The following is a 14,984-nucleotide window of genomic DNA, read 5'->3' on the forward strand; positions in this document are numbered from 1 at the left end:
GCCGTTAAATATAGAGAAGCCTGTATAATTAACCCAAACTTAACACAAAAACTACTCGCACTCAGAAGGAAAGATGCGTTGAAAGGCTTATTTAAGGAGTTCTTAAGTAACTGTTCACCAGCTTGTACTGGCCGGGCTTCACAATTCTGTACACTTCCAGGCTAGACCAGCGGCTGGTCATTTTCTCTGCCCTGAAATAGCGTTTCACCAGAATAAGTTTTTTGGCGGGCAGTACTATGGGCGAAGAGTAGGCATAGTAAGAAGCCGGCACCAGGTTCAGTTCCTGCAGCAAGGTACTATTGGGGAAATCTTCCTGGGTCCATTCGGTTTTGCTCTGTTGCCTGATCTTGGCTTTGATCTGCTCAAACTCCTGATTAGTGAGTTTGTAATCCATGCGCAGTTGCGGCCCGGCCCCGTGCAAGCCCCCCCGGGCAGCCAGCCTGCCTTGGTCTGAGACATTCACAATCGCCCAAAGGGAGTCGTTCACGTAGACTTCCGGCAGTTTCCAGGGCACTATGTTCTTATCTATCCGGTTGTGCGGACCGTTCTGGGAAGCCAGAAACTTCAGGAAATCCTGCACAAGGGTAGCCTCTGCTTTGCCCGCCTGCCCCACACTCTCTGAGGCGTAAAACAAGGAAAATCCCAGAAAGAAAGACAGCACAAGTGATTTGATACGCATAGGATAAAGATGGAAGTACAGCATAAGACGAAGGGTTGCGATAGAGACTCTGCTACGTCTGCTAAGCTAACCGCCCCCGTTTAGCGGCCGTTTTTTCAAAATTAGCTCAAAAACAGATGCGGTTACTTAGGTTATTCTCCATTCGTTAAGAATAGCCATGCGCCCCGGCCTTTCTTTCAAAGTTGATGCCAATTCCTTGGGCAGAGCATCTTCCAGGAAAACATCTGCCGTTTCAGCAATACGTTTTGGCCCTGATTCTGGAAAAACGGGCGCTAAACGCACTTACAGCGGAATTCCCCACAGGCTGATGCCCAGCATAAACCCCAGCATAAACCCCGTATACACCTGCTTGGAGTTATGCGCCCCCAGGGCCAGCCGCGCAGACAGCACGGCGCCGCAGATCACACAGCCCAGGCTGATAGGGTACAGCAAATACGCCTCTGCCAGCCACCCATGCAGCAACACCAGAATTCCCAGCCCGCCGCCCAGCCCAATGCCGTGGGCACTTATCTTCCAGAACTGGTTAATGAACAGCGTGGCGTACACAGAGACCGTGATAATGCCCATGAGCAGGTAGAACAACTGATCAAAGAAGGACATTCTATAGAAGATGACGGTAAGCACCGTGTAACAGCTGGCCGCCAGTAACAGTGGCCAGCGCCGCTCCTTCTGGGCATCTAAGGTAATGGAAGCCACAATACCCGCCTGTTGCAGCAGCATGGTTCCCAGCACGGGCAGCAGGAAAGTGCAGATGAAGACCAGCAGCAGAATAAGCCGCCTACCTTCCGGCGGATAGGAGAACACCTCTGGCGGCAGGTAATACAGCAACAGACTGAACAGGTACGTAGGAATCAGTAAAGGATGAAAGAGCACTGACAATGCTCTTGCAAGGCGGGGGTCCACGGTATTAATTAAGAATTAGGAATTAAGAATTGGTTCAGAGCACTGTTGAGCATGTATGGAATTGATGTCATCTAAATTTAGCTGAAGCTTTTGATCAAAGTTAAAATTCCTAATTCCTAATTCTTAATTCCTAATTTAACACGCTGCGCGTGTTAAAGCTCTTTGCGCAAACGGGCTACGGGTATGTTCAGCTGTTCGCGGTATTTGGCCACGGTACGGCGCGCAATGTTGTAGCCTTTCTCGTTGAGCATCTTCTCAATTTTGTCGTCAGAGAGCGGCTTGCGCTTGTTCTCGGCGTCAATGATGTCTTTGAGGATGGCTTTGACCTCGCGGCTGCTGGCGTCTTCACCGGCATCGGTGGCAATGCCCTCAGAGAAGAAGAACTTCAACGGGATAATCCCGAACTCGGTCTGCACGCTCTTGCTGTTGGCCACGCGGCTCACGGTGGAAATGTCCATGCCAATGTCTTCAGCGATGTCTTTCAGGATCATGGGTCTGAGTTTGCTTTCATCGCCTTCCAGAAAGTACTCGTACTGGCGGCGCATGATGGCCTCCATGGTGCGCAGCAGGGTGTTCTGGCGCTGCTTGATGGCGTCTATGAACCACTTGGCGGCGTCTAGCTTCTGTTTTACAAACGTGACGGTTTCCTTCAGCTTCTTGTCTTTCTTGGCGCTTTTGTCATAGGCGTCAAACATGTCTGCGTAGGAGCGGGAAATGCGCAGGTCTGGCGCGTTGCGGGCGTTCAAAGACAGTTGCAGCTGCCCTTCTTCATTGGCGATGATGAAGTCTGGGATCACGTACTGCACGCGCGTGGCGCCACCCGTTCCGCCGGGCTTGGGGTTGAGCTTGAGAATAAGGTCAATGGCGGCCTTCATCTCATAGTCTTCCAGTTCCAGCTTCTGCTGTATTTTGGGGTAGTGCTTCTTGGTGAATTCGTCAAAGGTGTCTTGCACTATCTGCTCGGCCACCTCGGTGACTTCATCTGGGTCGCGGCGCTCCAGTTGCAGCAGCAGGCACTCCTGCAAATCGCGGGCGGCAATGCCGGGCGGGTCAAAGGCCTGGATGCGGCGCAGCACGTCTTCTATCTCCTCTACAGAGGCATCTATGTTCTGGGAGAAAGCCAGATCGTTTGAAATGGCCTGCAATTCGCGCCGGATGTACCCGTCCTGGTCAATGGACCCGATGAGTTGCTCGCCAATGGCCAACTGTTTCTCGTCCAGGTTCAGGAACCCCAGTTGGTCCATGAGGGCATCCGTAAGCGAGCCGGAGAAAGCGATGGGTGTTTCGCGGTCTTCCTCGTCGCCGGGGCCGTCGCCCTGCATTTTGTAGCCGGCTATCTCATCGTCGTTCAGGTAGTCGCCCAGGTCCACGTCATCATCGTCGCGGCGGGCTTCCTCTTCGGCAAAATCATCCTCGGTGTTGTCGAAATCATCATCGGCATCACTGTTGGTGTCTTCATTATCGGGCGCAGGGTCATCGGCGGCATCTCCCTCTTCCAGAGCGGGATTCACCTCCAGTTCCTCTTTGATGCGGGCCTCCAGTTCAGCGGTAGGCACCTGCAACAGCTTGATGAACTGAATCTGCTGCGGCGATAATTTCTGGGATAAAAGCTGTTTTAAGTCAAGTCTCTGCATAGACAAACGGCACCGGCCCCTCAAGCGCGGACTAAGCCAAAGTTATGGTTTTTTACTACTGGTTTGCAAAAAAGGTTAATCGCGCGGCGGCATGGGGTAACTCATGGTTACTATCGCGAAGCGAGACAGGCTTTGTAAGGCCCTCAGCCAAAGGGCCATTTGCCGTTGGGGGCGCGGGAGAAGCGGTTGCCCGCCTTTTCCTGCGGTTTTTGCTCTGTGACGCCAGCAGGCCTTCAAGGCTTGCCTTTAGGGGCCGTTTTTCTGAAAAAAGCCTGAAAACAGGAGCCGGCGCAAAGGGCCGTTGGCGCGGCAGATAAAATTTAAGGCCTGAAACAAGTTCTTTGTAAGAATTTAGAGCGCAGAGTCCTATTTTTGCCTTTGTCTTGCTACATGATACGCAACACGTGATACGAGTAACTCCATGAAACGAACCAAAGTAAAAGCATTGCTCCAGACACCGGCCAGCGGGCAGGAGGTGTTGGTAAAGGGTTGGGTGCGCACCAAGCGCGGCAACAAATATGTCACCTTTATTGCCGTGAACGACGGCTCCACCATCCATAACATGCAGGTGGTGGCAGACATGAATGTGTTTACCGAGGAGGCGTTGAAAGAGGTAACTACCGGTGCCAGCGTTTCTGTGGTAGGCACGTTGGTAGAGAGCCAGGGCAAAGGCCAGACCGTGGAGGTGCAAGCCAAAACCATTGAGGTACTAGGCACCGCCGATCCAGAAGTGTATCCCTTGCAGAAGAAAGGCCATTCGCTGGAGTTCCTGCGTGAGATTGCCCACCTGCGCCCGCGCACCAACACCTTTGGGGCGGTATTGCGCATCCGGCACGCCATGGCCTTCGCGGTGCACCAATATTTCAACCAGAAAGGATTCTTCTACATCCATACACCTATTATCACGGCCTCAGACGCCGAGGGTGCCGGTGAGATGTTCAGGGTGACCACCTTAGATCCGGTGAACCCACCCCGCACCGAGGCTGGCGAAGTGGACTTCTCAGAAGACTTCTTCGGGAAATCTACCAACCTGACGGTTTCTGGGCAGCTGGAGGGCGAAGTAACCGCCATGGCCCTGTCTGAGATCTACACCTTCGGTCCCACTTTCAGAGCCGAGAACTCCAACACCAGCCGCCACCTGGCTGAGTTCTGGATGATTGAACCTGAGATGGCTTTCTATGAACTGGAAGACAATATGGAACTGGCCGAGGATTTCCTGAAGTATCTGGTGCGCTACGCCCTGGACAACTGCCAAGATGACCTTCAGTTCCTGAACGACCTCTATGACAAAGAACTGCTGAGCCGTCTCCACTTTGTGGTGGAGAATGATTTCCAGCGCCTGACCTACACAGAGGCCGTGGAAATCCTGAAGACGGCCAAGCAGAAGTTTGAATACAAAGTAGACTGGGGCACTGACCTGCAGAGCGAGCATGAGCGCTACCTGGTGGAGAAACACTTCAAGAAACCGGTGATCCTGACCAATTACCCCAAAGACATCAAAAGTTTCTACATGAAGCTCAACGATGACGGCAAAACCGTACGCGCCATGGACGTGCTGTTCCCCGGCATTGGCGAGATCATTGGCGGTAGCCAGCGCGAGGAGAGCTATGAGAAACTGGTGACCCGCATGCAGGAAATGGGCGTGCCAGAGAAAGAGATGTGGTGGTTTCTGGACACCCGCCGTTTCGGGACGGTTCCGCACAGCGGCTTTGGCCTGGGCTTTGAGCGCCTGCTGCTGTTTGTGACCGGCATGGGCAACATCAGAGACGTGATTCCGTTCCCGCGCTTCCCTAAGAGCGCTGAGTTTTAACCCGCAGGATATTTTTGAGATACATCTTTGGCCGCCCTTCTGCACAACAGGAGGGCGGTTTTTTATTAGCCGACGGCAAATCCTCCATTGCCCCTTAAAAACCTGAAGGCTGGTTTTAGTCTGTTTTAGGAAAAACGGCCGCTAAACGAACCTCCGCTACAGACGGTCTACCTTGGCAGGTGCCATTATCAAAGGCTGTTGCCCCTCTCCTGCTTAAGCCATTCTTTACAGTTTTTTCTTCTGCAAGCCGAATTCAGAAGACTTTTCCACAGGATTATCTCTTGCTGTTTTTTTGCTGCTGGAGGAGAAAAATCCCACCCGGTTCATCCAAAGTGATAATCTGTCCGTAGTAATAGAATTTATGAAGAAGTTGGCTAGCTAACTCCCTATGCCTCTTTTGATCATCTATTTTAGAATATAAACATGAATATATTAGATATGAATACATAGCAAAAACATTATATTATAACTTTGCAGAAACATTTTATACAAGAAATTGTAGCATTTAAACTTTAAATCATTTTACTTTACACTGATTATCAAACAACAGACAAAATTGATTCCCCACTAATCATCAAACGCTCTACCCCTATGTTAAAACACATTACTCTTTTACTGTTCGTATTTGCCTTAGCCCTAGGATCTACCCAAGCCCAAAGCACCAAGCAGAAAGAAAAGGAGCGCATTGCGCAACTGAAGCAGAAAGAAAAGGAGCGTGCCGAGTTAGCGAAACAAAAAGCCAAGGAGCGGAAAGAGCTGATGAAGCAAAAAGCCATTGCCCGTGAAGCCCAGCTAGATGCTAAGTATGAAGCCCTGGACGAGGCCATGCTGCAAAGAGAAGAAGCTAGAAGAATAGCTGAAAAAGAAAGAATGGCCGCCCTTAAATTGAAAGAGCAGGAAAGAAAAGACGCTCTGAAAGAGAAAGAAGAGGCTGTCAAAGAAAAAGAGCGTGCTGCCAAGCTGGCCCTGAAAGAAAAGGAAGAAGCTAGAAAACAAGCCGCCAAAGAAAGAGCACTGGAATTGAAAGAAAAAGAAGCCGCCCGTAAACTGGCTCAGAAAGAAAAAGAGGCTAATAAAAAACTAGCTTCTTATTAAGAAACGTTTCTCTCCCCTACAACAGAAAAGCCCGCCTCCATGCGGGCTTTTCTGTTGTAGGGGCCTTATCCTAACAGGTAGCTCCGTTTCTTTCTACAGGCCCCTCAAGTACTCACGCCCCAGATTCTTCGGTTCTTCAGAATCACTTCGGTTCTGCCTTTCTACAGTTCGTCTACCTCTCCCAACAGTTCATCTTCTTTAAATTTCAATCCTTTTTCTAGCGGTACATCTTTGATCAGAATCTAAGACAAACCGCTATGAAACCCGCTCCCCTCCTTCTGCTCCTACTCCTGTTCATTGGGTCACAAAGCTTTGCCCAGGCCTTGGTACAAGGTTCTGTCAAAGACGCAACGGGGCAGCCTATTCCCGGGGCCAATGTAGTGTTGAAGGGAGCGTATGACGGAGCCTCTACAGATGCAACCGGCGCCTTCAGATTCAGTACCAAACTGAAAGGGGCGCAGACGCTGGCGGTTAGTTTCCTGGGCTATGCCACGGTAGAGAAAGAGATAAACTTAGATCAGCCCCAGCGCTCCCTGTCTTTTACCCTGAAGCCCGATTACCGCCAGCTTCAGGCGGTACAAATCTCGGCGGGGGCGTTTGAGGCTAGTGATGAGAAGCGAGCCGCGTTGCTGAACTCTAGAGACATTGTCACCACCGCCGGTGCCTCCGCCGACATCATGGCTGCCATCAATACCCTGCCGGGCACCCAGAAAGTGGGCGAAGAAGGCAAACTGTTCGTGCGCGGCGGCGATAGTTACGAAGCCAAAACGTTTATTGACGGTTTACAGGTGGCTAATCCGTACACCGCCACCATCCCGGATGTTCCTTCGCGCGGACGTTTCTCGCCTTTCCTGTTCAGCGGCATGGCCTTCAGCTCGGGTGGGTATTCGGCTGAGTTTGGTCAGGCCCTTTCCTCAGCGTTGCTGCTCCAGAGCCAGGACCTGCCCGAAGAATCGCAGACCGGCATCTCCCTCATGACCATTGGGGGCAGCCTCTCGCGCACCAAGCGCTGGACCAACACTTCTTTGGCGGTCTCTGCGGACTACACCAACCTGGCTCCTTACATGAAACTGGTTCCCCAACAGCAAAGCTGGCAGCACATGCCCGAAAGCAAAGCCGGCAGTCTTGTGTTCCGGCAGAAGACATCGCCCACCGGCATGCTCAAACTCTATGGCACCTACGCCAGCAGCCATTTCGCGGTAACGCAGCCAGACGTAGACCATCCTGAAAACCCTGTAGCGGTAGACCTGCGCAACCAGAACCTCTTCCTGAACAGCACCTATGAAGAAATTTTTAAAGAGCACTGGACCCTGCAAACCGGCATGACCTTCACCCACACCCAAGACCACATTGCCGCCGGCGAAGCTCTGGTGACTGCCCACCAAAACACCTGGAACGGGAAAGCCGTGCTAATAGGCGACATTGGCCGGTCTGTGACGCTCCGCACCGGCTTGGAAACCCAATTGCGCGGCTACCGCCAGACCTACCTGGAGCACCCCAACACCGCAGCCCAGAAAGGCGTGGTAGATGAGCAGAACGTGGCTGGCTTCGCCGAAGCCGATGTCTATCTGGGCGACAAACTGGTAGCCCGCCCCGGACTGCGGTGGGAGCGCTCTTACTTTCTGGCCAAAAATGCCCTCTCGCCCCGTTTGGCGCTGGCGTACCAGGTAGGAAAAGATGCCCAGGTTTCCTTCGCCTACGGACACTTCTACCAAACCCCGGAGAACGATTACCTCAAGTACCACACCCCGCTCACCTTTGAGAAAGCCACGCATTACATTCTCAACTACCAACGCACCATCGGTAAGCGCACCCTTAGGGTAGAAGGCTACTACAAGCAATACCGGCACCTGATCCGCTACAACGCCACCAATCTGCTTGACGCCACGGAGATCACGAACGGCGGCCACGGCTACGCCCGCGGCGTGGAGTTTTTCTTTAGGGACCAGGAAAGCATTAAGCTAGGCGATTACTGGATTTCTTATTCGCTCCTGGACACCAAGCGGCTGTACAAAGGTTTTCCGGAGGCGGCGCGTCCGTCTTTCGCCTCTACGCACAACCTGAGCCTGGTGTACAAGCAGATGGTGAAACCAATCAAGACCTACGTGGGCACCACGTTCAGCTATACCAGTGGCCGCCCGTACCATAATCCCAACCTGGAGGGCTTTCAGCGGAGCCGTACCAAGCATTACCTGGACCTGAGCCTGAGCGCCAGTTACCTCACTTCGTTCAAAGGCCACTCCACCATTGTGCACGTGGCGTGCAATAATCTGCTGGGCTTCAACAACGTGTTCGGGTACCGGTATGCCACCACGCCCAACGCAGAAGGCCAATATGACAGACAGCCCGTGGTGCCGGGCGCCAAACGCTTCGCCCTACTGGCGCTGCTCATTTCCATCAACGACGGGAAGAAATAAGCACCCTCGATTTACACAATAGAAAACTCACCCTCTACCAAGCAATCAACCTAACCATAAAAACATAACCACCATGAAAAAGCTCCTCATCCTTCCGTTCCTGTTCCTGGCTTTGTTTGTGAATGCCCAGGCCAACTACCAAACCGCGCTCACAGATGCTTTAACTAAAATGAAAACCGCCAATACCGCTGAGGAAATGCAGAGCGTTGCCAACCAGTGTAGCCGCATTGTCAGCGCCGAGCCCAAAGAATGGCTTCCCAACTACTACGCCGCCTACACCAACATCACCCTCACGTTCCTGCTGAAGGACGATGACCAGCGCGACCAAGTCCTGGACAAAGCCCAAACCTTTCTGGACCGCGCCCTGAAGCTACAGCCCAAAGAATCTGAGCTCTATGTGCTACAGGGCTACCTGCACCAGGCCCGGCTGGTAGTTTCGCCCATGATGCGCGGCATGAAGTACTCCGGCCTGGCCTCCACCGCCCTGGAGAAAGCCAAGACCCTGAACCCCAACAACCCGCGCGTGTATTTCCTGCTGGGCCAGAACGCTTTTAACACGCCCAAAATGTTTGGCGGCGGCACCGATGTAGCCAAACCCATCTTAGCCAAAGCCAAGGAAAAATACGCTACCCAGAAACCCGCCAACGCCCTGCTCCCCAACTGGGGCGAGAGCAGAGCACTGGCCCTGCTGGCCAAATGTAACTAAGCTCTTTGCGTTTAGGGGCTCTTTTTCCAGAAACAGCCCCTAAACGCCCGGCACGGCTTTTCTGCCGTGCCCAGAAAGAATCTTTTCCAAAAATCCTTAACTTCCTGCCATGGCAACGTACGGCTTACCGCAAAACAAATTCCTGTCTTTCCTAAGATGGTTTCTGCTGTTTGCCCTGCTGGCCGGCATTCAGGTCATGCTCACCTGTTCTGCGTGCTATTCCAGCCTGAATGCGGCCTGGCGCAACTTTCTGTACTCGTTCTCTCTCTTCAGTATGCTCTGGCTGGGCAACGGCTACCTGAGCAACAACCTAAGCATCCTGGTCCCTTGGACTGTCAATCCCTGGAAGCGGTTTATCATTACCTTACTGCTGGTACTCCTTTACTCGGCGCTGGTGGTATTTCTGGTGAACTGGTTCTGGTTCGTGCTGCTGCCCAAGCAGAGCTTCGCCGTCATGGCGTCTCCCAAAGTGAGGGAGAGCATGTTCATGCAGATGCTCATCACCTACATTATTACCATGACCATTCATGCCGTCGCTTTCCTGAGGGGCTGGCGCGAAACGGCCATTCAGGCGGAGCGGCTGCAAAAGGAACATGCCTTGTCTAAATACGAGGCGCTCAAGAACCAGGTGAACCCGCATTTCCTGTTCAACAGCCTCAACGCGCTCACCAGCCTGGTGCACCCAGAGCCAGACCTGGCCGTGAAGTTCATCAAGCAGCTGTCTGAGGTGTACCGCTACGTGCTGGACTCCCAGCACAAAGAGGTGGTGTCTCTGGAAGAAGAACTGAATTTTACCCAACGCTACGCTTTTCTTCAGCAAATCAGGCACGGCGACGGATTGCAGGTAAGCTTCCCCCGCGATTTCCCCCACGGTTTGCACCTGCCGCCCCTGGCCCTGCAAACCCTGCTGGAGAACGCCATTAAACATAACCGGGTGCTGGCCCAGGAACCGCTGCGGGTAACGGTGCGCGTGGCAGACCAGACCCTGCTGGTGGAAAACAACGTGCAGCCTAAACCCCAGCATGAACCGCCCAGCGGTCTGGGGCTGCCCAACATCAAGGCAAGGTACGAGATGCTCACCGACAGGCACCTGGAAATACTGCCCACCAGCACCTCTTTTCTGGTACGCTTGCCTCTGCTCACGTTCCAGTAAGGCGTTTAGCGGCTCTTTTTCCTAAATAGGGCCAAAACCAGGAAATCCATTCCTCATCAACAACCAGCCATAGACATCAACATGCTCCGCGCCCTCCTTATTGAAGACGAACCTCTGGCAGCCACTCGGCTGGAAAAACTCCTGCTGGCCCAGACCGAACTGCCGCTCACGGTGGTGGCCAAACTTGCCTCTGTGCAGGAGGCGGTGCAGTACTTCCGGGAGCAGCCCCTCCCCGATCTGGCTTTCTTTGACATTCAGTTGGGCGATGGCCTGAGCTTCGAGATCTTTGAGCAGACTGAGGTGACTTGCCCCGTCATTTTCACCACCGCCTATGACGCCTATGCCCTGCGTGCCTTCAAAGCCAACGGCATAGACTACCTGCTCAAGCCCATTGATGACGAAGAACTGGCCCAGGCCCTCAAGAAGCTTCAGCGGCTCAGATCAGCGGCGGGAAACCGAGCCTCGGCCCCGGCCGTTCCAGACCAGTCCTTGCAGTTGCTCCAGCAAGCCTTGCAGCAGTTGCAGAACCCGGCTGGTCCCACGTACAAGAATCGGTTTGTCTTAAAAGTGGGCGAGCACCTGCGGGCCATTCCGGTGGAGGAAATTGACTTCTTCTACAGTTTTGAGAAAGCTACCTTTCTACAGACCACAGACAACCGCCGCTTCGCCCTTGACTACACCGTGGAGCAGCTGGAGCAGTTGGTGGACCCCAAACGGTTTTTCAGGGTAAACCGCGGGTATCTGGTGCAGGTAAACGCCATTCAGGACATTATCCACTACACCAACAGCCGCCTTAAAGTAGCGTTACGCCATCATCAACAGGAAGAGGTATTGGTGAGCCGGGAACGCGTGGGGGCTTTCAGGGCCTGGCTAGACCAGTAGTTTCAGGCGAAGCCAAGTGTGCTTATCAGGACACCTGATAGGTAGAATGACACCTGAAAGAAGCGTTTTTGCCTTTTCTCCCGTAGAAGAGGTAAAAAATGATCCATCAGCTATGATATCTATGCTTTTTAACCACCCGAAGAAAACAGTTTTCCAGCGCCTGCTGCCCTTGGTGGCGGGGGCCGTCTTCTTGATTATGCAGGCCTGCAGCAGCACCAGCAAACTGCCACCGGCCCAAACCACGTCAGACTTTTACCAGAAATATAAAAATGAGGCCGGCTTCAAAGGAACCAGTGTTCCGGTGGGGCTGGTGAGCCGCCTGGTGGCCAGGGGCGTGACCGATACGACTGTTCGGGCGGCGCTGGCCAATATCTCCTCCATCCGGACCCTCACCTTCACGCCCACTGACAAGAAGTCTCAACGCCTTTTGGAACGTGAACTCACCCAAGAACTGGACCAGGTGCTACAGAGAGAGAATTATACGGCTATTCCCTTGCTAGACACCACGCCGGGGGCGCTGCAGTTCAGAATGAGGCAGTCTAACAATGAGGTACAGGAACTGGTGGGGTACCGCAAGTACGGCAACAACTTTACCATGGTACAGGTCAACGGAAGGTTTACCCAGCAACAGATAGAACAGATGCTGCGCAAGCTAGACCCGGATGCCTTGCTTCCTCTGTTAGATTAGATTACCTCCTTTATAAAAATACCCGTTGCGTTTAGGGGCCGTTTTTGGAAAAACGGCCCCTAAACGCAACGGGTATTTTTACAGGCTCCCCTGCCGTAGCATCTGCTTTACCGGTCTTTCTCTGTTGTAGCCGGTATAGGGGCTGCGAACGCTACGTCTTCCTTGAAAAACACGGTGAAGGTAGTGCCCTGCCCAGGTTCGCTGGCCACGGCAATTCGGCCGCCGTTGTTTTCAATGATGCGCTTCACAATGTACAAGCCAATGCCCGTGCCCTCCACGTGCGAGTGGAACCGCCGGAACATGGTGAACAGCTTTTCCTGCTGGTCTTCCCGTATGCCCAACCCATTATCGGCCACGGTGAGTACCACGTACTCATCTTGCCGCTGCGTCTTGATGGTCACTTTGGATTTGCGCTCCGGGTCACGGTATTTCACGGCATTGGAAACCAGGTTATAAAGGATGCTGCGCAGGTTCTTGCGGGCGAACCGCAGGCTCTTCACCTCAAAAGAGGTTTCCAGCTTGGCTCCGGCCTCCTGGATGAGCGGCGCAATGTCTTCTTCCACCCCAGCCAACACTTCAGCGAAGGACAGCACCTCGGCCTGCGAGTCAAAGTCTTTCTGCACCTTGGTGATCTCCGTCAGGTCATGGATGGTGCCTTTCAGCTTGGCAATGGAAGAAGTGACCATGTGCAGCAGGAAATATTCTTCGCTGTCCTCTTTGCCCTCCACGGTTTCCAACAGGGCGGTGGTGAGGCCTTCCAGGTTGGCCAGCGGCGACCTTAAATCATGCGAGGCGGTGTACACAAAGTTGTCCAGGTCATTGTTGATGCGCAGGAGTTCCTGGTTTTTCTGGTTCAGCTCATCATTGAAAGCCGAAAGCTGCTCCCGGCTTTTCACCTGCTCCGTTACTTCAACGGCAAACGTGAGCACAGACTCCACTACATTTTTCCCGTTCCGGATGGGTTCATAGACAATGTTGAAATACCGGACGTATTTTTCTCCGGTTGCCGAGTCTGTGAACGGAATAGGCACCTCCATTCCAATGTAAGGCTCACCGGTTTCTTCAATGCGCTTGATGGTTTCCTTGAAGTTCTGGTGCCGTTCTTCTGGCAAAGACTCCAGCACTGATTTCCCTACCTGCGCTTTACCGTCATAGAGATTGCTCAGGAAGCTGTTTACTAAAGTATAGGTTAGGTCTTTTACTTTCACCAAGCCTACAATGGCGGGCACCTGCATGAAGATCTGCTGGAGGGTTTCGGCGCTTTGCTTCAGTTTGCGCTCCATCTTAATCCGGTCACTGATATCAATAGCCGAGCCGATGTAGCCCATGAAAGCACCTTCGGCACTGAAGCGCGGCGTGCCCGTGGTCACCACTCCCCGGTACTCGCCGTCGTGCCGGCAGAGGCGGTATTCCACCCTGAATTCTGCTTCGGCTTTCCGGGCTTTGTTGTATATCTTGGTCACATTAGGGCTGTCTTCCGGGTGAATAAACTCCAGCCATTGTTTCCCCATGTTGCCTTCCAGGGTAGAGCCGGTGAACTTGAGCCACTGACGGTTGACATACTGGCAGTGGCCGTTCTGATCGGTGGTCCAGATCATCACGGGAGCACTGTCGGCCATGTTCCGGAAGCGGGCCTCACTCTCTAGCAAGGCCTGCTGGGCTCTTTTCTCTTCCGTGACATCCCGCACTTCCAGAATATGCCCCACTACCTGGCCGCTTTGTTTTACATAACGGGTAGAGCAGGCAACCGGGATGGAATTCCCGTCTTTGCAGATGAAAGTGTCTTCAAACCGGAAGGCTTTTTGAGAGACCAATTCCGGAGACAAATTGCCGGGTTCCTGCTTCAGGTGCACCAGCTCATACATGGGCCGGCTCCTGAGTTCCTCCAGGGAATACCCCAGCAATAGTTCGGCCGCCGGATTCTGGAAGGTGCAATACCCGCGGTCATCTAACATGAACAAGCCCGCGGTGGTATTTTTGGTGATGAGTTCTGTGAGCTGGTTAGACCGCAGATAGCGCTGCAAAGACCAGATCACGAAGAAGATAAGCAAGCTGATGATGCTCCCACCCAGCAAGATGAGATCGTGCTGATCTATGCCAGAGGCTTCTGTAAAGGCACGGGTTGCTTTGTAGCGCATGGTCCAGGTACGGCCGGCCACACGCATCACATCTGTGGCGTAAAATACGCTGTCTGTGTTCTCTACCTGGTCTGCCTCTGCTATGTTGCGGTACAGCAGTGCGTCTTCCTTGGCCTCTTTGCCGTCATAAATGGAGATGCTGATGTCTTTGAAGTCATCCCCGATGGTGTTGGAGAACAGATCGGTAGCCCTGAAAGGAGCGTACACAAACCCCCTAAGCCTGCTTCTGCGCCCCTCCAGATCAGTAGGCACGGTGCCGCCGTAGTAAACGGGCATGTAGATCAAGATGCCCGGTTGCACTTTGTTCCCGCTTTCCTGCACCAATTGCACCTTGCCGGTCATGGCAGGCAGGTTGAAGTCACGGGCCGCTTCCATGGCCTCCCGCCGGGTAAGGTCATTGAACATGTCATAACCAAACGCCCGCCGGTTCTGCAGGTCTAAGGGTTCCAGAAAAATGATGGAAGAATACTCAGTGCGCGGCCCTACCGGATTTACCTGGAAATTGGGATAGCCTTCTGCCCTGATGCGACTCTCCAGCGCGGGCACCTGTTCAGGGGTGAGCATAACCGCGTAGCCAATCCCCTGCACCCCAGGGTAGTTCTTACGTACCTGCAAAGACCGGAGGTAATTCTGAAAGTCTCTGCGGGTAACGGTGTCTGACCCCATAAACAAACCGTTTACCCCTTTCAGGATTTGCAGGTAGTAGCCCATGCGGCGCTCCAGGGTACCTTTGATCTGCACCTTCCTAATCTCAAACAACTGTATGTCTTCGGCTTTGTCATTCGCCCTGGAGACCCAGAAAGCATACAGAGTCATGCCCAGCACTAACAAAGAGGAGCCAAGTGCCAGGTAATAATCTTTAAATCGGGAAAATAACAT

Annotated in this window: 11 protein-coding genes; 7 read left to right on the plus strand and 4 right to left on the minus strand. The window is 53.1% G+C overall.

All coding sequences use genetic code 11. The features are described 5' to 3' along the window. Positions 1 to 91: 91 nt before the first annotated feature. The 3 genes from EFA69_RS11840 to rpoN form a co-directional block, all read right to left on the minus strand. A complete protein-coding gene (locus EFA69_RS11840; RefSeq protein WP_183906762.1) occupies positions 92 to 679 on the minus strand; it encodes a hypothetical protein in 588 nt (195 codons plus the stop codon). Between the two features lie 282 nt (positions 680 to 961). Beyond that, the gene (locus EFA69_RS11845; RefSeq protein WP_123133263.1) at positions 962 to 1,582 is read right to left on the minus strand and encodes a hypothetical protein; all 621 of its coding nucleotides are present in this window, start codon (positions 1,580 to 1,582) and stop codon (positions 962 to 964) included. Between the two features lie 152 nt (positions 1,583 to 1,734). Next, positions 1,735 to 3,216: an RNA polymerase factor sigma-54 gene (rpoN, locus tag EFA69_RS11850; protein ID WP_123133264.1), complete on the minus strand. Its 1,482-nt coding sequence runs from the start codon at positions 3,214 to 3,216 to the stop codon at positions 1,735 to 1,737. Positions 3,217 to 3,637: 421 nt separating this feature from the next. Between rpoN and asnS the strand changes: the two genes are divergently transcribed. The 7 genes from asnS (at position 3,638) to EFA69_RS11885 (ending at position 11,967) form a co-directional block, all read left to right on the plus strand. Further along, positions 3,638 to 5,026 carry an asparagine--tRNA ligase gene (gene asnS / locus EFA69_RS11855; protein ID WP_123133265.1) on the plus strand — a complete coding sequence of 463 codons (1,389 nt, stop codon included), beginning with the start codon at positions 3,638 to 3,640 and terminating at the stop codon, positions 5,024 to 5,026. Positions 5,027 to 5,785: 759 nt separating this feature from the next. Beyond that, complete coding sequence (locus tag EFA69_RS11860; RefSeq protein ID WP_148041340.1) at positions 5,786 to 6,121, plus strand: hypothetical protein; 336 nt, start codon at positions 5,786 to 5,788, stop codon at positions 6,119 to 6,121. A gap of 257 nt (positions 6,122 to 6,378) precedes the next feature. Next, positions 6,379 to 8,538 carry a TonB-dependent receptor gene (locus EFA69_RS11865; protein ID WP_123133267.1) on the plus strand — a complete coding sequence of 720 codons (2,160 nt, stop codon included), beginning with the start codon at positions 6,379 to 6,381 and terminating at the stop codon, positions 8,536 to 8,538. 73 nt (positions 8,539 to 8,611) lie between these two features. Further along, on the plus strand, positions 8,612 to 9,244 hold the full coding sequence (locus EFA69_RS11870) for a hypothetical protein (protein WP_123133268.1): 633 nt from the start codon (positions 8,612 to 8,614) through the stop codon (positions 9,242 to 9,244). A gap of 109 nt (positions 9,245 to 9,353) precedes the next feature. Further along, a complete protein-coding gene (locus EFA69_RS11875; RefSeq protein ID WP_123133269.1) occupies positions 9,354 to 10,397 on the plus strand; it encodes a sensor histidine kinase in 1,044 nt (347 codons plus the stop codon). An 81-nt stretch (positions 10,398 to 10,478) separates the two neighbouring features. Next, positions 10,479 to 11,279 (plus strand): LytR/AlgR family response regulator transcription factor, encoded by an 801-nt coding sequence (locus EFA69_RS11880; RefSeq protein WP_123133270.1) that lies wholly within the window; start codon positions 10,479 to 10,481, stop codon positions 11,277 to 11,279. Between the two features lie 112 nt (positions 11,280 to 11,391). Next, positions 11,392 to 11,967: a DUF4252 domain-containing protein gene (locus EFA69_RS11885; protein WP_183906763.1), complete on the plus strand. Its 576-nt coding sequence runs from the start codon at positions 11,392 to 11,394 to the stop codon at positions 11,965 to 11,967. A gap of 107 nt (positions 11,968 to 12,074) precedes the next feature. On the opposite strand, the gene EFA69_RS11890 is transcribed toward EFA69_RS11885, so the two are convergent. After that, positions 12,075 to 14,984 carry a CHASE domain-containing protein gene (locus EFA69_RS11890; RefSeq protein ID WP_123133272.1) on the minus strand — a complete coding sequence of 970 codons (2,910 nt, stop codon included), beginning with the start codon at positions 14,982 to 14,984 and terminating at the stop codon, positions 12,075 to 12,077.

The organism is Rufibacter immobilis, assembly GCF_003721565.1.
GTDB classification, from domain to species: Bacteria; Bacteroidota; Bacteroidia; order Cytophagales; family Hymenobacteraceae; genus Nibribacter; species Nibribacter immobilis.